General features: G+C 69.9%; 20 protein-coding genes and 1 pseudogene. 10 read left to right on the top strand and 11 right to left on the bottom strand.

Annotated features, from left to right (window positions below; translation table 11 throughout):
• Nucleotides 1-62: 62 nt before the first annotated feature.
• From EES41_RS34935 to EES41_RS34955, 4 genes are all read left to right on the top strand, one after another.
• Nucleotides 63-659: a TetR/AcrR family transcriptional regulator gene (locus EES41_RS34935; protein ID WP_123081883.1), complete on the top strand. Its 597-nt coding sequence runs from the start codon at nt 63-65 to the stop codon at nt 657-659.
• 371 nt (nt 660-1,030) lie between these two features.
• On the top strand, nt 1,031-1,843 hold the full coding sequence (locus EES41_RS34945; RefSeq protein WP_123081884.1) for an inositol monophosphatase family protein: 813 nt from the start codon (nt 1,031-1,033) through the stop codon (nt 1,841-1,843).
• A gap of 50 nt (nt 1,844-1,893) precedes the next feature.
• Nucleotides 1,894-2,529 (top strand): NADPH-dependent F420 reductase, encoded by a 636-nt coding sequence (locus EES41_RS34950; RefSeq protein ID WP_123081885.1) that lies wholly within the window; start codon nt 1,894-1,896, stop codon nt 2,527-2,529.
• A gap of 151 nt (nt 2,530-2,680) precedes the next feature.
• Nucleotides 2,681-2,974, top strand: a complete 294-nt coding sequence (locus EES41_RS34955; protein WP_123081886.1) for a hypothetical protein — start codon at nt 2,681-2,683, stop codon at nt 2,972-2,974.
• A 74-nt stretch (nt 2,975-3,048) separates the two neighbouring features.
• On the opposite strand, the gene EES41_RS34960 is transcribed toward EES41_RS34955, so the two are convergent.
• Complete coding sequence (locus EES41_RS34960) at nt 3,049-3,543, bottom strand: MarR family winged helix-turn-helix transcriptional regulator (RefSeq protein ID WP_123081887.1); 495 nt, start codon at nt 3,541-3,543, stop codon at nt 3,049-3,051.
• 66 nt (nt 3,544-3,609) lie between these two features.
• Here EES41_RS34960 and EES41_RS34965 point away from each other — a divergent pair, with 66 nt between their 5' ends.
• Nucleotides 3,610-5,736, top strand: coding sequence for an MMPL family transporter (locus EES41_RS34965; protein WP_123082893.1), 2,127 nt, complete (start codon nt 3,610-3,612; stop codon nt 5,734-5,736).
• A 68-nt stretch (nt 5,737-5,804) separates the two neighbouring features.
• Here EES41_RS34965 and EES41_RS34970 read toward each other — a convergent pair whose 3' ends face one another.
• Nucleotides 5,805-6,041, bottom strand: a complete 237-nt coding sequence (locus tag EES41_RS34970) for a hypothetical protein (RefSeq protein ID WP_123081888.1) — start codon at nt 6,039-6,041, stop codon at nt 5,805-5,807.
• Between the two features lie 270 nt (nt 6,042-6,311).
• The gene (locus tag EES41_RS34975) at nt 6,312-6,518 is read right to left on the bottom strand and encodes a hypothetical protein (protein WP_123081889.1); all 207 of its coding nucleotides are present in this window, start codon (nt 6,516-6,518) and stop codon (nt 6,312-6,314) included.
• A gap of 128 nt (nt 6,519-6,646) precedes the next feature.
• Between EES41_RS34975 and EES41_RS34980 the strand changes: the two genes are divergently transcribed.
• Entirely contained in the window at nt 6,647-7,522 is an 876-nt protein-coding gene (locus EES41_RS34980) for an alpha/beta fold hydrolase (protein ID WP_123081890.1), read from the top strand.
• Nucleotides 7,523-7,532: 10 nt separating this feature from the next.
• On the opposite strand, the pseudogene EES41_RS43345 reads toward EES41_RS34980, so the two are convergent.
• A pseudogene (locus EES41_RS43345) lies at nt 7,533-7,718 on the bottom strand (TetR family transcriptional regulator); the annotation flags it as partial.
• Between the two features lie 17 nt (nt 7,719-7,735).
• A complete protein-coding gene (locus EES41_RS34990; protein WP_123081891.1) occupies nt 7,736-8,659 on the bottom strand; it encodes a LysR family transcriptional regulator in 924 nt (307 codons plus the stop codon).
• Between the two features lie 71 nt (nt 8,660-8,730).
• Between EES41_RS34990 and EES41_RS34995 the strand changes: the two genes are divergently transcribed.
• Nucleotides 8,731-9,381 (top strand): maleylpyruvate isomerase family mycothiol-dependent enzyme, encoded by a 651-nt coding sequence (locus tag EES41_RS34995; protein ID WP_123081892.1) that lies wholly within the window; start codon nt 8,731-8,733, stop codon nt 9,379-9,381.
• Nucleotides 9,382-9,590: 209 nt separating this feature from the next.
• Nucleotides 9,591-10,463: a DUF4394 domain-containing protein gene (locus tag EES41_RS35000; protein WP_123081893.1), complete on the top strand. Its 873-nt coding sequence runs from the start codon at nt 9,591-9,593 to the stop codon at nt 10,461-10,463.
• A gap of 103 nt (nt 10,464-10,566) precedes the next feature.
• On the opposite strand, the gene EES41_RS35005 is transcribed toward EES41_RS35000, so the two are convergent.
• Nucleotides 10,567-11,340, bottom strand: a complete 774-nt coding sequence (locus tag EES41_RS35005; RefSeq protein ID WP_174261779.1) for a response regulator — start codon at nt 11,338-11,340, stop codon at nt 10,567-10,569.
• A gap of 119 nt (nt 11,341-11,459) precedes the next feature.
• Here EES41_RS35005 and EES41_RS35010 point away from each other — a divergent pair, with 119 nt between their 5' ends.
• Both EES41_RS35010 and EES41_RS35015 read left to right on the top strand, forming a co-directional pair.
• Nucleotides 11,460-13,064, top strand: a complete 1,605-nt coding sequence (locus EES41_RS35010; protein WP_123081894.1) for a CHASE3 domain-containing protein — start codon at nt 11,460-11,462, stop codon at nt 13,062-13,064.
• Nucleotides 13,061-14,254 carry a PP2C family protein-serine/threonine phosphatase gene (locus EES41_RS35015; RefSeq protein ID WP_123081895.1) on the top strand — a complete coding sequence of 398 codons (1,194 nt, stop codon included), beginning with the start codon at nt 13,061-13,063 and terminating at the stop codon, nt 14,252-14,254. The genes EES41_RS35010 and EES41_RS35015 overlap by 4 nt, the downstream gene beginning before the upstream one ends.
• A gap of 416 nt (nt 14,255-14,670) precedes the next feature.
• Here the strand turns inward: EES41_RS35015 and EES41_RS43935 are convergent, their stop codons facing one another.
• The 5 genes from EES41_RS43935 to EES41_RS35035 form a co-directional block, all read right to left on the bottom strand.
• Nucleotides 14,671-14,793, bottom strand: coding sequence for a hypothetical protein (locus EES41_RS43935; RefSeq protein ID WP_302186182.1), 123 nt, complete (start codon nt 14,791-14,793; stop codon nt 14,671-14,673).
• A gap of 218 nt (nt 14,794-15,011) precedes the next feature.
• Nucleotides 15,012-15,737 carry a DUF4839 domain-containing protein gene (locus EES41_RS35025; RefSeq protein WP_123081897.1) on the bottom strand — a complete coding sequence of 242 codons (726 nt, stop codon included), beginning with the start codon at nt 15,735-15,737 and terminating at the stop codon, nt 15,012-15,014.
• A gap of 326 nt (nt 15,738-16,063) precedes the next feature.
• Nucleotides 16,064-16,198, bottom strand: coding sequence for a hypothetical protein (locus EES41_RS43940; RefSeq protein ID WP_302186183.1), 135 nt, complete (start codon nt 16,196-16,198; stop codon nt 16,064-16,066).
• A gap of 287 nt (nt 16,199-16,485) precedes the next feature.
• A complete protein-coding gene (locus EES41_RS35030) occupies nt 16,486-16,707 on the bottom strand; it encodes a hypothetical protein (RefSeq protein ID WP_164496031.1) in 222 nt (73 codons plus the stop codon).
• 76 nt (nt 16,708-16,783) lie between these two features.
• A complete protein-coding gene (locus EES41_RS35035) occupies nt 16,784-17,212 on the bottom strand; it encodes a hypothetical protein (RefSeq protein ID WP_123081899.1) in 429 nt (142 codons plus the stop codon).
• Nucleotides 17,213-17,531: the final 319 nt, after the last annotated feature.

Consider the following 17,531-nt stretch of genomic DNA (forward strand, 5'->3'; position numbering starts at 1 on the left):
ATATAAGTGGATCGCTGATCCGAATATATGGACCACTGATCCGGATAGTCAAGGTGTGACAGATGCGGGCCGATGCCAGGAAGAACCGCGACCACCTGCTCGCAGTAGCGGGCGCCGCCATCGCCGAACAGGGCGTCGAGGTGTCGCTGCGCGACGTCGCGCGCAGGGCCGAGGTCGGGCTGGCGACGCTGCTGCGGCACTTCCCGACGCGCGAGGCGCTGCTCGAAGCCCTGCTCCGCACGAGCTTCGACGAGCTGACGGGCAGGGCGCGCGAGCTTGAGACGTCGAGTTCTCCCGAAGACGCCCTCGTGCGGTGGCTGCACGACTGCGTCGTGTGGACGACCGAGTACCGGGGCGTGACCGTGCTGATGGCGGCCGCCATCGAGGACACCGAATCCGCGCTCCATGCTTCGTGCGTCACCCTGCGCGCCGCCGGTGCGCGACTGCTCGCTCGGGCCCAGGAAGCGGGCAGGGCGCGGAGCGACATCGACGGCGCCGATGTGTTCGCGCTGGTGGCCATGCTCGCTTGGCTCGGCGATCAACCCTCGCTCGCACCGCGCGCCGATCGCCTTTTCGGCATCGTCGCGGGCGCGATTCTGACGACGGCGGAGAGCGGCCACGCCGAGGGGGGAACGCCGCTGCCCGCCACGCCGCGCTAGGCCGACACCGCGCCGACGTCGACTCCCTCGTTCCGGCACCCGAGGTCGCCGAGGTCGCCGGGCGGTGCGAAGAGTGCCTGGATGGTTTCCGTGTTGGTCCCGGGCCGTGCGGGTGACCACGTCGGGGACGGTGACCACCAGGTCGCTGCCGAGGGCGAGTTGCAGAGCGAACGCGGCGGTGGGTCCGGAGGCGGCGACGCTGCCCTCTTCCCGTAGCGCGTCCAGGGCTGTGAGCAGATTCAAATCCAGTTGCATGCCAGTAACTCCACAAGTGACAAGCATGCACTTGTTGTTAATGGTCGGGCGGCCTACCTTCGAAGTGCGGGGGCGAGAAACACCACCTCGCACCCATCGACTCCAGGGAGCCCACCATGACCACGACCATGCCTTTCCACGCCGACGCGACGCTCCTGTCCGATGTCACAACTGCCGTGAAGGCCGCCGGCGTTACGCTGCGCGACCGCTACACCCCGCACGCCCGGGGCATGAGCATGAGCGGGATCGTCGAGGAGATCCACGCCAACGACGACGCGGTGCTGGACGTGCTGCGCGCACCGCTGCTGCGGGCCCGGCCCGGATCGCAGTGGGCCGAGGACGAACTGGCCGGCGGACCGCTCCCGGCCGGGGAGTGGTGGGTCGTCGACCCCGCCGAGGGCAACATCAACCACGTGCACGGCATGGACGACTGGGCCGTCACCGCCACCCTCGTCCGCGACAACCAGCCGGTGCTCACCGTCGTCCACCTGCCGCTGACCGGCGACACCTACACCGCCGTCGCCGGAGGCGGTGCCCACCTCAACGACCGGCCTCTGAAGGTGTCCGCCAAGACGGACCTGGGCGCCGCGCTCATCGGCACCGGCCAGGCCAAGCCCGGCGAGGACGAGCGCACCTTCCGGCGGATCGGTGACTCCGTCACCGCCATGCTGATCAACGGCTTGGTCGTACGGGTCTCCGTTCCCGCCACGATGCAGCTCATCCACGTCGCCGCCGGACGCATGGACGCCTTCTGGCAGTTCTCCGACGTCCGCTCCGGCCTGGTCGCCGGCGCCCTGCTGGTCTCCGAGGCCGGAGGCACCGTCACCGACCTGGCGGGCGAACCCTGGACCACGGGTAGCCGCGACTTCCTGGCCGCCGCCCCCGGCATCCACGCCGCCGCCCTCAAGGTCCTGTCACCGACCGTCTGACCGGACGCCCCCCGCTCTTCCCACCCTGATACCGCAAGGAGCATCACCGCATGACCAACATCGGCATCCTGGGCGCCGGCCGCGTCGGCACCAACCTCGCTCGCAAGCTCTCCGCGGCCGGACACCACGTCACCCTCGGCGGCCGGAGCCCGGAAGACACCACCACCCCTCCCGCCCCGCGGATCACCTTCGCCGACCAGCGCACCACCGCCCGCACCGCGGACATCGTCATCAACGCGACCCCCGGCGACAGCGCCCTGGAACGCCTCACCGACCTGCGCACCGAGCTCTCCGGAAAGATCCTCATCGACGTCTCCAACGCCACCCGCGACACCGATGACGGCCTGCCCGGCGACCTCTGCTACCCCGGCAGCAGCCTCGCCGAGAAGCTCCAGGCCGCTCTCCCCGACACCCATGTGGTCAAAACCCTCAACACCATGCTGTTCATGGTCATGACCGCTCCCGAGACCCTGGCCACCCCACCGACCGCCTACGTCTCCGGCGACGACGAGAACGCGAAGAAGACCGTCACCGGCCTGCTCGGCGACCTGGGCTGGCAGCCCGCATGGATCGAGGATCTCGGCGACATCACCACCGCCCGCGCCACCGAGGCCATGATCCTGGTCGTCCCCCACGTCCTGCGCCGGAACGGCTTCGCGCCCTTCGCCGTCTCCCTCGCCCGCTGACCCGCCGAGGCCGGTCGGGCCCTCCCGGGAATCGGCGCGTCACCCGGGCGTGGCCTCCCCGACGCTCCCGGGTGCGGAGGCTAAGATCGCCGACGCAGTGGAGTCTGCGCACGCCAATGGCGGGTGCGCCCCCAGCGGATGAGGTGGTGTCGTGGCCGTTCGGGACAGGAGCGAGGTCATCGGGCAGAACGGCCTGGTGGTACTGCACGTGGCGGTCGGCCACAAATCCTCGGTCGAGATCCGTGAACCGCGCGACGTACTCAGCCTCACCCGCAAGGTGAACGGGGTGTCCATCCAAGTGGTCGAGGACCCGAACTTCACCACGCTCAAGACCGCTCAGACCCTCCCGTGGGGAGCGATCCGCGCTCAGGGACCCGAAGGGGTCGAGATCCGCTACCGCATCCGCACCCGCGGGGACGTAACGGGGACCCCGGAATTCGACTGACCTGACCAGCTCCTCGCCCCCGGCGACGGTTCGCTCGGGGAACACCGCCGGGTGGGGCGGACGGACGGATGTCCTCAGCGGCGTTCGCGGGCGAGCTGGTCGTTCATTTCGCTCAGGAACCGCACCACGACGTGCAGTTCGTCCGCCTTGAAGAGCGCGCGTGCCGCGTCGGTGGACCTGGCGAGCGGCCGGAAGTATTCGCGTGCGGCCTCGCGGCCGGCCTGGGCGTAGTGGATGTGCACCACGCGCCGGTCGCCCGAATCCCTGACCCTGCGGATGTGGCCCGTCCGCTCCAGCCGGTCCAGGCAGGCCGTCACCGCGCCCGAGGTGAGGTTCATGCGGGCGCCGAGCCTTCCCGGGGTCATGGGGCCGCCCTCCTGATCGCGGTCGGCGTCCAGCACGGCGATCAGCGCCTGCACGTCGGTCGGGTGCAGACCCTGGGCGTGCGCGAACTCCTGGGCGATCCGGTTGAACTCCGCGTTCATCGCCCGCAGCAGCACGGCGAACGACTGCAACCCGATCGGGTCGTCACACGGAAGTACGGGCGGGGGTGTGTCGGCGCTGCGCATCCCCCCAGCATATGATCTCTCGACGATTGAGATACTTGATGCTTGAGTTAAGGGAGGGACGTGCCGGTGAAGAGCTCGTCGTGGTGGATCCGATGGCTGGTGCCCGTGGTCCTCCTGGTGATCTGGCTGGGGATCGGCGGGGCGCTCGGCCCCTACGCGGGAAAGCTCGGTGAAGTCGCGACGAACGACCAGGCCGCGTTCCTGCCCCAGAGCGCGGAATCCACCAGGGTCCTTGAGGCGCGAAGGGCCTTCGAGCGGTCCGAGTCGGTGCCCGCGATCATCGTCTGGCAGGCGCGGGACGGCGGGGACGTCACCACCGCGCAGCAGGAGGAGGCCACCCGCGCCGTTGCCTCCCTGGCCGGGCGGAGGGGCATCAGCGAACCGCCGTCGCCCGCCCTGCGATCGCGGGACGGCCAGGCCCTCCAGGCGGTGGCCCCGCTCGCCCCGGACCTGGGCGACGAGTTGCCGGCCGTGCTCGCCGAGGTACGCGCGGCGGCAGACTCCGTAGCCGGTCTGAGCGCGCAGATCGCCGGACCGGCGGCCACCCAGGCGGACCTCGCGGACGCCTTCTCGGGCATCGACGGGATCCTGCTGGGCGTGGCGCTCGGAGCCGTCCTGCTGATCCTGCTGCTGGTCTACCGGAGCCTGCTGCTGCCACTCGTGATCATCATCAGTGCGGTGTTCGCCCTCGGTCTGGCCTGCGCCGTCGTCTACGCCCTGGCCGACCGCGGCATCGTGCGGGTCGACGGCCAGGTCCAGGGCATCCTGTCCATCCTGGTCATCGGCGCGTCGACCGACTACGCACTGCTGCTGGCCGCACGGTTCCGGGAGGAACTCGCCGCGCGCGGCGACCGCACGGCCGCCGCGGTCGCCGCCGTCCGGCGCTCGGCGGGCGCGATCATCGCCAGCGGCGCGACCGTGGCCCTGGGCCTGCTCGCCCTGCTCGCCAGCGACCTCACCAACAACAGGGCCCTCGGTCCGGTCGGAGCGATCGGCATCGTCTGCTCCGTCCTGGCCACCCTCACCTTCCTGCCCGCCGTCCTCGCCCTGATCGGCCGGGCCGCGTTCTGGCCCGCCACGCCCAAGCCCGGCGACGCCACGGCGGAAGGCCACCGGGTGTGGCGGCGCATCGCCTCCGTCATCGACCGGGCTCCGCGCCGGGTCTGGGCATCGACGACGCTGCTCCTGCTCGTCCTGGCCGCGTTCTCTCCGAGCCTGTCGTCCAAGGGCGTCCCCCTGGACGAGATCTTCGTCAAGGACGCCCCCTCCGTCACCGCGCAGGAAGCCCTCGCACGGCACTTCCCCGGCGGATCCGGCCAGCCCGCGGTGATCATCGCGAACGCCGCCCGAGCATCCGAGGTGCAGGCCGCCGCCACGGCCACGGACGGGGTCGCCTCGGCGGCACCCGTCACCTCTTCGGGACGGCCGGGCGGCGGCCGGCCCCGGGTCATCGACGGCCGCATCCGCATCGACGCCACCCTCGAAGCCGCCGCCGACAGCGACGCCGCGAAGAACACGGTCGCCGAACTGCGCACGCGCCTTCACGCCGTACGGGACGCGGACGCGATCGTCGGGGGCTACACCGCCCAGCGGTACGACACCGAACGGACCGCGGCCCGCGACCGTACGGTCATCGTCCCCGTCGTCCTCGGCATCATCCTGCTCATCCTCGTCATGCTCCTGCGGTCGCTCCTGATCCCGGTGCTGCTCGTGGCCACCGTCGCACTGAACTTCCTGGCCACTCTGGGCGTTTCCGCGCTCGTCTTCGAGCACCTGCTGGGCTTCAGCGGCACGGACGCCTCCGTTCCCCTCTACGGATTCGTCTTCCTCGTGGCGCTCGGCGTCGACTACAACATCTTCCTGATGTCCCGCGTCCGGGAGGAGTCCCTCGTCCACGGGGTCCGTCAGGGGGTCCTGCGCGGCCTGACCACGACGGGCGGCGTCATCACCTCGGCCGGTGTGGTGCTCGCGGCCACGTTCGCGGCGCTCATGGTCATCCCCCTCGCCTTCCTCGTGCAGATCGCCTTCATCGTGGCCTTCGGTGTCCTCCTCGACACCCTCGTCGTACGCTCCCTCCTGGTGCCGGCGCTGGTGATCGACATCGGCCCGCGCAGCTGGTGGCCCAGCGCCCTGGCCCGCGGACGGCGCCCGGCCGCCCCCGCCGGCGGCCGGCGGCTGACGGCTGACGGCTGACGGCCAGGCACCCCTCCGGGCGCCGTGCCCCGCCGCACGACGTCTACCGGGTGCCGAGCGGGAGTTGGTCAGCGGTTGCCGGGGCTCAGCAGCGTGGCGGCCGCGGCGACGAAGGCGAAGGATGCCTCCTTGGCCGTATGCCGCCGGGCGTCCAGCTCGGTCCGGTCGGTGGCCCTGCGCAGCGCGTAGGTGGCATCTGCGGCCTGCCGGGCGGGGCCGGCGAGTTCGGGGACCAGGACCTGAAGGCGAATGTGGGGTGCGGTGATCGCCGCCCGGGTGTCGTGAGACCTCGTCTCGGCCTCCAACTGGTGCTCGGTGCCCGCCCCGTCAGGGCCAGGCGTTCCCGATGGAACATCGCCGAGCGGTGGGCGTCGAGGGCGGCAGCGAAGTCGGTGACGGCGCTGAGCTGGTCCTGGCGGTGGCTCTCGTTGCGCGCCTCGGTGCGTGCGGCGCGTGCCGAACGGTGTTGGAGGAGTCCGGCGGTCAGGGCGCCGGCGAGGGTGCCGAGTACGGCAACGATCGAAGGCCATATGGACATCAGATGTCGGGTCCTCTCGGGAAGTCGGTTCGCGGGGTCAGTTCGACGTACCTCCGGAGACGTGTACGTGCGCGGAGCCGTGCTCCTCGAAGCGGATCCCGCCCCGCAGGTAGTCGGCGCTGTCGTCCCCGCCCTCAGGGGCGGCGGGTGTGGCCTGGTACAGCCACCAGCCGGCGGACGCCAGCACGGTCACCACCGCTCCGGCCGAGAGCCAGATCGCGATCTTTGCGCGGCGTGTGGACATCAGAACCCCCAGAAGATGATCACTGAACGTGTTCAATGACGCGCCCCGGCTCCCGTTGGTTCCGCGCCGCGTCAAGCGAGGGGCGGAGGCGCATCGACCCCGAGCGGCCGCGGACATAGAATCTACTCATGAGTAACTTAATGAATGCGGTCGATCCCGCGGTCACTTTCGTCCTGATCCACGGCGCGGGCAGCAATGCCTACGGCTGGTCTCCGGTGGTGGCCGAACTGGGACTGCGCGGGCACCGTGCGGTCGCGGTCGACCTGCCCGGCCACGGCCCCGGCGCCTACTTCCCGCTCTCCTACCAGGCGCCGCAGGACCTGGCGCGGCTGCGTACGGAACCCTCCCCGATCGCCGGGACGACCCTGGCGGACTGCGCCGCGCACGTGGCCGCGGTCGTGCGGCGGGCCCATCGCAACGGCCCGGTGGTCCTGGCCGGCCAGAGCCTCGGCGGCGTCACCCTCAACGCGACGGCCGACCTGGTACCCGAGCTGATCTCACACCTGGTGTACGTCTCCGCCTTCTGCCCGGCGAAGCGGGCCTCGATGAACGAGCTGATGGCGACCCAGGAAGCAGCCGCGAGCCACATCTTCAGGATGACCCCCGTCCCGACCCCTGCGGAACTCGGAGTCACCCGCGTCAACTGGCGCAGCAACGACCCGGACTTCTTCCGGATCGCCAAGGAGGCGATGGCCGCCGACTGCTCCGACTCCGAGGTCAGGACCCTGCTCAACATCCTCGAACCCGACGAGTCGGCCGCGCTCGGAGCCTCCGACGGCCGCGGCCTGCCCCACAAGTGGGGCCGGATCCCGCGCACGTTCGTGCGGTTCACCGAAGACCGGGCCCTCCCGCCCGCCCTCCAGGACCTGATGATCCGGGAAGCTGACGAGACGACCCCGGACAACCGCTTCCGCGTACGGTCACTGGCCGCCCCGCACATCGGCCCCCGCGACCCGGCACTGCTGGCGGACGAACTGGAGCAGGTGGCCCGACTCTGCCGCTGAGCCGGAGGCACCGCAGGGCGGCGGCGACCAGGCCTTCGAGGGCCTCGCGCGATACTTCGCCGCCGCTCACCAGTCGGTCGAAGACCAGCCCGTCGATGCAGGTCAGCAGGGTGTGAGTGCGATTCTCCACGTCCGGGGCGCCATGCGCGGTGAGGAGCGGCCGGACGGCTTCGCGGCCCGCGTTCTCACGGGGTACGGCCCGTACAGACGCGATCACCTCGGCCCCTCACCAGCCTTCGGCAGGGCCGCGCGCAAGCGGTCGAGGAACGCCTGGGCCGCCGGGCTCGCGGGTCCGGTGGCCGGCCAGGCGAGGACGATACGGGCACGCACCCCGGGTTCGACGATCCGCAGGGTGCGCAGCGCGCCGTCCAAGTCCGAGTCATCCTCGCCGAGGGGCAGTACGGCGACGCCCAGGCCTCGGGCGGCGAGTTGCGCGAGGACGTGGGGGGCCGCCGCCTCGAACGCGACGTGGGGGCGGAATCCGGCCTGTGCGCAGGCGCGTTCCAGGGCCGCGCGAACTCCGGTTCCGCGCGGCAGGCAGATCAGCGGACGGCCCCTCAGATCTGCCAGGGGCACGCTGGAGCGGTCCGCGGGGGTGAGGAGGGGATCGTCGGACGTGACGGCGGCGACGAGCGGAGCGTCGATGACCGTGCGGTAGGAGATGCCGGGCGGGGGCGCTTCCCAGGTGGGCCCGAGGAGGGCGATGTCGATCTCTCCGGACAGGAGCGCGGCCTGCATCCGCGCCGAGGTGTCTTCGGTGAGCGCGATCTCCAGCGCCGGATGGGCGCCGTGGAAGTCCGCGAGGAACGAGGCGATGTCGAAAGCGCGGCTCGTGGCACCGGAGACCAGCCCGAGGGTGACCCGGCCGCGCAGCAGTCCGGTGTGCTCGTCCACGGTCTGTCGCACCGCGTCAGCGGCGGCCAGTGCGGCCCGCGCGTAGGGCAGGACGGCCCGGCCCACCTCGGTCGCGGTCACCGACCGGTTGGACCGGTCGAGCAAGGGCTGCCCGAGCTCCTTCTCCAACTGGCCGATCTGGGCGCTGAGGCCGGGCTGGGACAGATGCAGCCGGGCGGCGGCGCGGGTGAAACCGCCTTCCTCGACGACGGTGACGAAGTAGCGCAGCTGGCGGAGCTCCATAACCAGTGATTCTAGATCGCAGCGCATCTCTCTATTGGAGTTATGTCTCGGCTGGCCGCAGGCTTGATCGTATGGAGAACCCGACATCTCGAACGGGCAGGAATGCCGAGCTCAGGGCGTGGATCGCGGCGGAACGCCGGGAGCTGGCCGACCTCCTCGATACCCTGCGGGCCGATCAGTGGGACAGGCCGAGCCTCTGCGCGGGGTGGCGGGTCCGTGAGGTCGCGGCCCACATGTCCCTGGGGTTCCGGCTCTCCCTGCCGGCGACGATGGGAGAACTGGCCAGGGCGCGGGGCAGCCTGCACCGGATGACCGACCGCGTCGCGCGCAGGGACGCGGCTGCCCATTCCACCAGCGAGCTCGCCGCGTTCCTGCGGGGCGGTGCGCACCACCCCTGGACGCCACCGATCGGAGGGTTCCCGGCGGCGCTGGGCCACGACACCGTGCACGGACTGGACATCACCGTCGCTCTCGGCCTCGGCCGGCGTGTTCCCGAGGACCGGCTGCGCCTGCTGCTGGGCGCGATCCGGCCGAGCGGCCTGAGGTTCTTCGGCGCCGACATCTCCGGAGTACGGCTGTGCGCCGAGGACCTGGACTGGTCGTACGGCTCCGGCTCTCCCGTGCACGGCGCAGCGCAGGACCTCCTCCTGCTCGCCTTCGGCCGCCGGCTTCCCAGCGGTCGCCTCCGCGGCGCAGCGAGCAGCCGCTTCACCACCGCCTGAACCCGGCTACCGCTCACCCTCGCAGCGCGCGATGGCGATCTCAGCCCTCAGGGCCATCGTCCTGGCGTTGACTCAGATGAGATGCAGGTGGGCTGTTGGGGTGGTGTTGGGCAGCCGGAACGGTCCTGCTGCGGACCGGTGCCGAAGTACCGGTGGCCCTGCCCGCAGGGTGGGCCGGGTCACGAGCCGTACTTCCGTGAAGGGTGAACATGCGTACTGGCATCACTGTCCTCGCCGCCTCCGCCGTCCTCGCCGCACTCTGCACCGCACCCGCCGGGGCGGCTGCGGGCGCCGACACCGACCCCCCGGACCGGATCCTTCCGGCCCTGGACCTTCGCGCCGTCGGGCTGACGGTCGACCAGCGGCTGGTGAAGTTCGACGTCGACCGGCCCGCCAGGACCTCCTCGATCGGGCAGGTGTCCGGCCTGCTCGGCGACACCAAGCTCATCGGGATCGACTTCCGCGTGCAGAACGGGAAGCTGTACGGCGTCGGCGACCAGGGCGGCATCTACACGCTCGGCACTGCCAACGCCCAGGCGACCAAGGTCTCCCAGCTCAGCGTCGCGCTCTCCGGCGTCCAGTTCGGTATCGACTTCAACCCGGCCGCCAACCGGCTGAGGGTCATCTCCGACACGGGCCAGAACCTGCGCCACAACATCGACGACGCCACCGCGCCGCTCGTGACCACCGTCGACGGCACGCTGACGAACCCCACCACGCCGCCGTCGATCGCGACGGGCGTCACCGATGCCGCCTACACCAACAACGACCTGAACGCGGCGACGGCAACCTCGCTGTTCGACCTCGACACGACGGCCGACCGGATCTCGCTCCAGTCCCCGGCCAACGCCGGCACGCTCGCCCCGACGGGGAACCTGGGCGTCAACGCGGCCCCGGACGCCGGTTTCGACATCTACTACAACCCGAGGGCCGGCACCAACAAGGGCTTCGCGACGATCGACGCCGGTAGGGGCTACGGCCTCTACGAGATCAACGTCCTGACCGGCAAGGCCACCGGCCTGGGCTCGTTCCCGGCCCGCCAGCAGGTCACCGACATCGCCCTGCCGCTCAACCAGAACTGACCGGCCCGGCAATCGGGGAGCCGGGACCGCTCGGGGGCGGTCCCGGCTGCTCTCGGCCTCTCCCGGCTGCTGTCGTTTCCGTCGCGGGCCGGCCCGAAGGCGGTCAGGTGCGGGGCGGGTGGATGGCGGTGTCGAGGTAGAAGGCATCGATGCTCTGGACGGCCTTCTCGAACTCTTCCAGATTGACGGGCTTGGCCACGTAGGCGTTGGCGTGGCTGGTGTAGGCGCCGGCGACGTCGTCGGGCGCGGTCGAGGTGGTGAGGACGACCACGGGGATCGTCTGGAGGTCCTCGTCGGTCTTGAGGACCTTGAGGAGGTCGCGGCCGTTCATCCGGGGCATGTTCAGGTCCAGGACGATCAGGTCGGGGCGCACGCTCCCGGGCGCGCGCAGGTGTTCGAGGGCGGCGAGTCCGTCGGTGACCTGGACCAGGTTGCGGGTGCCGCGTTCGGAGAGGGCTTCCTCGATGAGCATGGCATCGGCCATGTCGTCCTCGACGAGGAGGACGTCGAAGGGCCGGGCGGGGGTGGTCATCATCGGATGCTCCATGGGTGCTTCGTCGGAGTGCTGGAAAAGCCCCGGCCAGCGGCGCCGCGCGCCCTGGCGGGTCATGCCGCAGGCGGAACCGATCTGCGGGTAGCCGGCGCCCGCGCGGGCGGCGGCCACGGCCGCGACCCGCTGGAGGCGTTCGGCGGCCTGCTGGAGCTGGTCCAGCAGGTGCAGCAGGGACAGGGCCGGCGCCGGATCCCCCGCCGGCGCGGGCGGGGCTTCTTCCAAGAGTTGCTGGGCGAGTCGTCTGGCTAGCTGGCCGACTGCCGCGTCCGCGACCGCTGCCGTCTCTTCGGGGGTGGTCCGCAGTGCGAAGTTCTTGCCAGGCATACCTCGCACCTTAGGGGCAGATCCGCCCCCGCGACAACCAGCGTTGTCGAACACCCTTTACAGTATCTCCGGCCGCCTCTCGCGCGGGCGGCGTATCGGCGGAGGGCAGGGCGGACGGCATGAGCGGGAACACAAAAGCGCGGACAAGGCGCTTTTCCACCTGGACGACGCGGCGGTGGCTGCGCGCCGGGGTGGCGGTGTCGCTGACCGTCCTCACCCTGCTCGGAGTGATGGGCGCCTGGGTCCTGGGGCGGACGGAGTCGATCAGCGACACCCTCGTCAACACGAAGTCCCCGGCCCTGAGCACGTCCTTCCGTCTGGAATCGGCGCTCCTGAACCAGGAGACCGGCATCCGCGGCTACGGCCTCACCGGGACCCCCGACTTCCTGGCCCCCTACCAGCAGGGCCTCACCGATCAGGCGACGCACACCGAGACCCTGACCAGGCTGCTCCAGGGGGACGCGGCCCGGCTGCGAGACCTGACAGCCGTGCAGGACGCGGTGGAGACCTGGCACGAGCGGATCGCCGGGCCGATCGCCTCCTCACCCGCCGGAACGGCCTCTCCCCTGACCGCCGAGCGCGCCGCGGAAGGCAAGGAAACCTTCGACGCCATCCGCGCCGCCCTGTCCAGCCAGCAAGATCGCCTGCGCGCGGACCGGGCCCGGGCAGTTCAAGACCTCTCGGACACGATGGTCCTGCGGAACTGGGTGTTCACCGCGATCGCCCTGGTCATCGCCGCCCTCACCGTGCTGGTCTTCGAAGGGCTGCGCCGCGGCATCACCCGCCCCCTGGAGCAGCTCGGCGCGGACGCCCGCATCATCGCCAACGGCACCTTCGAGCACCCCATCACCTCCACCGGCCCCGCCGACCTGCGCCGCCTCAGCAGCGAGATCGACTTCATGCGCCGCCGCCTCGTACGCGAGCTGGCGTTCACCGAGGAGGCCCGCCAGCGCCTGGACGCGCAGGCGGCCGACCTGCAGCGCTCGAACGCCGAGCTGGAGCAGTTCGCGTACGTCGCCTCCCACGACCTGCAAGAGCCCCTGCGGAAGGTCTCCAGCTTCACGCAGCTCCTCCAGCGCCGCTACGGCGGACAGCTCGACCAGCGTGCCGATCAGTACATCGACTACGCGGTCGACGGCGCGAACCGCATGCAGACGCTCATCAACGACCTCCTCGACTTCTCCCGCGTCGGCCGCGTCCACCACGAGCTCCAGAGCATCGAGCTGGAGACGGTGCTGAACCGGACCTTGTCCTCCCTCAGCGTCAGCATCGAGGAGTCCGGTGCGGAGATCACGCACGACCCGCTGCCGCCCCTGGTCGCCGACCCCACCCAGATGGGCATGCTCTGGCAGAACCTCATCGGCAACGCGATCAAGTTCCATCGTCCCGGCCAGACGCCCAAGGTCCACATCTCGGCCGAGCGCGAGGGCGACCTCTGGCGGTTCGCGGTCACCGACAACGGCATCGGCATCGCCCCCGAGTACGCCGAGAAGGTCTTCGTGATCTTCCAGCGGCTCCACACCAAGGACGCGTACTCCGGCAGCGGGATCGGCCTGGCGATGTGCAAGAAGATCGTCGAGTTCCACGGCGGCACCATCGCCATCGACCCCGACCACCGCGACGGCGCCCGAATCACCTTCACCCTCGCCGACGAGCCCCCCAGGGCCACGGACATCTTCACGATGCCGGAGGCCGTCCGGGACGGCGCGGAGCCCTCAGCATGACCACACCCGCCACCAACAGCCCCGCCGGACCACCGCCGGACCCGCTGTACCGCATCCTGCTCATCGAGGACGACCCCGCGGACGCCCTCCTGGTCGAGGAGATCCTCCACGACACGGGGCTGAGGTTCGAGCTGACCACGCGCACCACCCTCGCGCACGCCCGTGCCGTGATCGCCGGGAGCGAGGTCGACTGCATCCTGCTCGACCTGCACCTGCCCGACGTATCCGGCACCGGCGCCATCGCGGCCGTCCGCGAGCTCGCCCCGCACACCGCGGTCATCGTCCTGACCGGGCTGTCGGAGAAGCAGGCGGGTTCCGAGGCCATGGCCGCCGGCGCCCAGGACTACCTCGTCAAGGGCAGGGTCGAAGCCGAACTGCTGCACCGCACGATCCGCTACGCCGTCTACCGCAGCCGGACCGAACGCGTGGCCGTCGAGGCGGAGAAGGCCCGACTGCGCGTCGCGGAGAACGCACGACTGGAACGGGGCCTGCTGCCCCAGCCCATCCTCGACACCTCCACCGTCACCGTGACCAACCGGTACCTGCCCGGCTCCGAACGCGCCCTCCTCGGCGGCGACTTCGTCGACGTCGTCGAAGGCGACGACGGGAGACTGCACGCGGTCGTCGGCGACGTCAGCGGACACGGCCCCGACGCCGCGGCCGTCGGTGTCTGCCTCCGCATCGCCTGGCGCGCCCTCATCCTGGCCGGACACCGCGGCGCCGACCTCCTGCACCTGATGGAGCGCATCCTGATCGCCGAGCGCGGCAACCTGCCGCTGTTCGCGACCTGCACCCTCCTCACCCTCGACCAGCGGGCCTCCACCGCCACGCTCCACCTCGCCGGCCACCACGAACCCCTCCTCACCACCGCCGAAGGCACCCGCGAGGTAGCGGCGGAACACGGAATAGCTCTCGGCATCGCCCCGAATCTCGGCGCCTGGCCCGCCACCGTCGCCCCGCTGCCCGCCACCGGAGCCCTGACCGTCTACACCGACGGCCTCACCGAGGGCTACAGCGGCACCGGCATCGAACGCCTCGGCGCCGAAGGGCTCCTCGACCTGATCAACAGCCTTCCGCCGGCCGACCCCGGCGCCCACGTCGACCGCCTCATCAAGGAGACCCAAGCCCTGAACGCCGGACGCCACACCGACGACCTCGCCGTCCTCCGCCTCGACTGGGACAACCGGTAGGTACGGATCTGACGCACCAGCCGGCCGCGCGTTCCGCGCCGACGAGGAGTCCGGAGCAGCCGTTTGCGCCTCCGGCTTCGGGCGAGTGATTCGCCCGGCCCCGGCTCCGAGGCAGGGGAGGTGCGCCTGTGTAGTTCGTCAGGGTGGAGAGTTGGCTTGCTGGTGATGCCGGCTGGTGAGGGGATTCAGTGGGGGCATCGGGTGGAAGGCCGAAGGTGCGAGCGGTCGAGAGTGGCGGGACGTCTATGACCTGCTGGAGGCCCGTTCGGCAGCGGCCGAATGCGTGGGTGCGTGACGGCTCGTTGCAGGAGTTGGCGATGCTGGTGTTCTGTCGTAGTGATCCCGGGAGCCCGGGTCGCCCAGGACGGCACCCGTCGGGGGAAGGCCTGAGGCCCGGTGCGCCTCGTCCGCGACGATCAGTCCCATCCCCGAAGGCCGACCGTGTGCGCGCGTTCCAGGATGTCGAGGCCGATGAAGGCGTACGGGCGGGCGAAGACGGTGAGCTTGCCGAGCGGCCGAACCCAGGCAAGCGCGTCCATGTAGGTGGTGTTCGGGAGGGGCGTTTCCTCACCGGGCGGGAGGAGATCCGGATCGCCGCCTGGGTGGCAGACCAGCAGCACGGTCTGTTGGAAGGCCTGATCAGTGACGTTCTTCAGCGAAACGATCGCAGCAGCGTGAACTCGCGAATCTAGAGATGATCATCGCTGAGAGAATGGCCGGACCCGCTGGTCCGTGATGACGAGGCTGCCCATCTTGACTACCGGGTTTCCGTCGACACGGGGTTGAGGAAGAAGAGGCACTGGGCCGTGTTGAATTCGCCTACCTCGGCGGCGAAGCGGAACTTATTGCCTGCGCCGACGGTGGTGGGGATCTTCTTGCCGGTCAGTTTCAGGTCAAAGACGTTGACGTCCTCGTACTTGAAGGCCGGGCCGACTCCCGTGTTCGGTCCCTCGTCGCCTGGGCCCAGGAGGAAGTCGTAGCGGGTGTCGTAGTCACCATGGGGCGCCATGTTTACGATCGACCCATCGAACGCGACCGTCTGGCCCTTGTGTCTGTTCGCGAAGTCCAGGTTCGCCTTGTCGCACGGGTTCGCCTTCAGCAGCGCCGCGAACTCCGGGTTGTTCTGAGGTGTGATCACCTCAGTGGCAGCCGACTTGGCCGCAGTCGGAGTGGACGTAGCGGAAGGCTTTTCGCTCGCAGCGGTCGTCGCCTTTTCTGACTCGCCCTTCTTCTCGCCTCCGTCACTGAGTGCAGAGGCAGCGCCGATGATGATGGCCAGGATCACGAGGACGGCGGCCGCCGTGCCGATCAGGAGCCACGGCTGAGGCTTCTTCGGCCTACGGAAGTTGAGGGTGGAGCGCAGCCTGCCCTGGGCCTGCTCCACGAGCTCCCAGCCGTCCTTCTGCATCTTCGAGATCACCAAGCGGTCGGTGCCGCGAACTGTCCGCACGGTCTTGTACTCGTACTTGATCTCATCGGTCATGCGGCTCCGCGCTCCCCTGAATGAACTGCTCATATCAACGCAGCGCGAGCATAGGGGACTCCGCGAGGAACTCGGCATCACCGACGTCACCCGCAGCCCCGAGCTCGTGATTCGGACCAACGCGCGCTCGGTCGGAGGCAGACGTGAGTCACGGCCGAGACGGCAAGGCCCGCCACCAGTCCGGATCAGGACATCTGCAGCAGCAGAACAACCCAGGGTGACGATCTGATCGGTGGAGGACGTCAACGACCAACCACAATGAGATCTTTGACTACTTCTCGATCCAAAGCTCCTGCTCCTGGGGACAGCTCAGCGTGGTGCTCGGCCTATAGCTGACCGAGGCCGCGGCTGTCGAGATAGTCGATCAGCGCGGCCTCCGTCCGGCGCAACTGGTCGCGGTCATCGGCGGGTAGTGATGCGAGTGCGTCGACCAGGACCCGCTTGCGCGGAACGTGGACCATGTCGCCTGAGTAGATCCGGCATCCCGAGCACCAGGCCAAACCGATGCAGCGCTCGAAGCTGGAGGACTTGGGCGGATGGCAGCGGTACTGGTAGGAGCGGACAGGCTCGTGGCAGACAACGCAGATCCAGCGGTCACCATCGAAGACGGACCAGCCGCTCCCTCTCTTGCGCCAGGACTTCCGGCCGCCGCCCGGTGCTCTTCAAGTCGTCATGGCGATCATTCTGACTCAGGCGACACTCGATTGCCTCTGACTGTCCTCGTGTTTCGAAAGGATGAGGGCACGGTCTAGCGGTCCGGGGTTTCTTCGCCGCCGACCGTCGCGTAGCCGTCGTAGTGGAACAGGCGGTCGATCTCGACGGCTCGGTCGGCGGCGGCCGCGCGCATCCGCGGCAGTGCGGCGACATCTGGGGAAGGATCGGCCGGACGTGCTCCGCGCATGCTGAGCCGGCTCAGATTCTCCTCCGCCGGCCGGGACTGGACGGTCCCCAGCAGGTGTCCGTCCAGCACGGAGGCGGACGCTGAGTCGATCGGCCCAAACCGCGAGGAGGTGGCCACTCAAGCGGTGGCCCGCGACACGGCCCCGTCAGAGGTCAAGGCTCACTACCCAGTAGTCGTACTCCTCTGCGGTGACACCGCAGATGCGGTCGCCGTGCGAAGAGCGGGCGATGAATTCGATGCGCCCCTGGTCATCGACGAGGCGGGATACGTCGGCCGTGTCGGTCAAGCGCACACGGACCCAGCCGACGGCAGAGCTGTCGGTCACGACCGCCGTGAGGAGGAACGTCCCGTCTTCGCCGACCACACCGGCCTGACGGGCATGGTCGAGCCACAGCTGGTGGACCCCTGAGAGCACCCCCTTCAGGGGAAGGGACGCAACGGGCTCCACGCCGAAACCCGCCATCGCGCGCCAGGCGGTTTCGACCGACGGACCGGGTTCGTTGCCCTGGACCGCGTCCACATCGAGGCCGCTGCTTCGAATGAGCTCGAAGAGGTTGTCCGTGCTGGTGGGCACCTATTTCTCCTCGTAAAAGAAGTGGTGGTCTCCGCCGGGCTTGTCGATGGCCGGTAGCGCTCCATTGTCCCGTAGCCGTCGACGGTGTTGTCCCAACCGAAATTCACTCCGGACCGCGACTGGTCCTCGAGCGTGCTTCCCTTCGGTCCTCCCGCGTGGACTCGACGACGATGAGAGGGAGTCGTGCCGTTGCGGTTTTCCAGCTGGGCGATGGGCGCGATGCCGTCGGCGTCCGGGTCACCGCCTGGCGGGGTGAGGGATGACCAGGCCGTCCTCGTTGACCAGCACGCTCCGATCATCGATGCCCAGGTCGGACCGA

Source organism: Streptomyces sp. ADI95-16, assembly GCF_003721495.1.
GTDB lineage: Bacteria > Actinomycetota > Actinomycetes > Streptomycetales > Streptomycetaceae > Streptomyces > Streptomyces goshikiensis.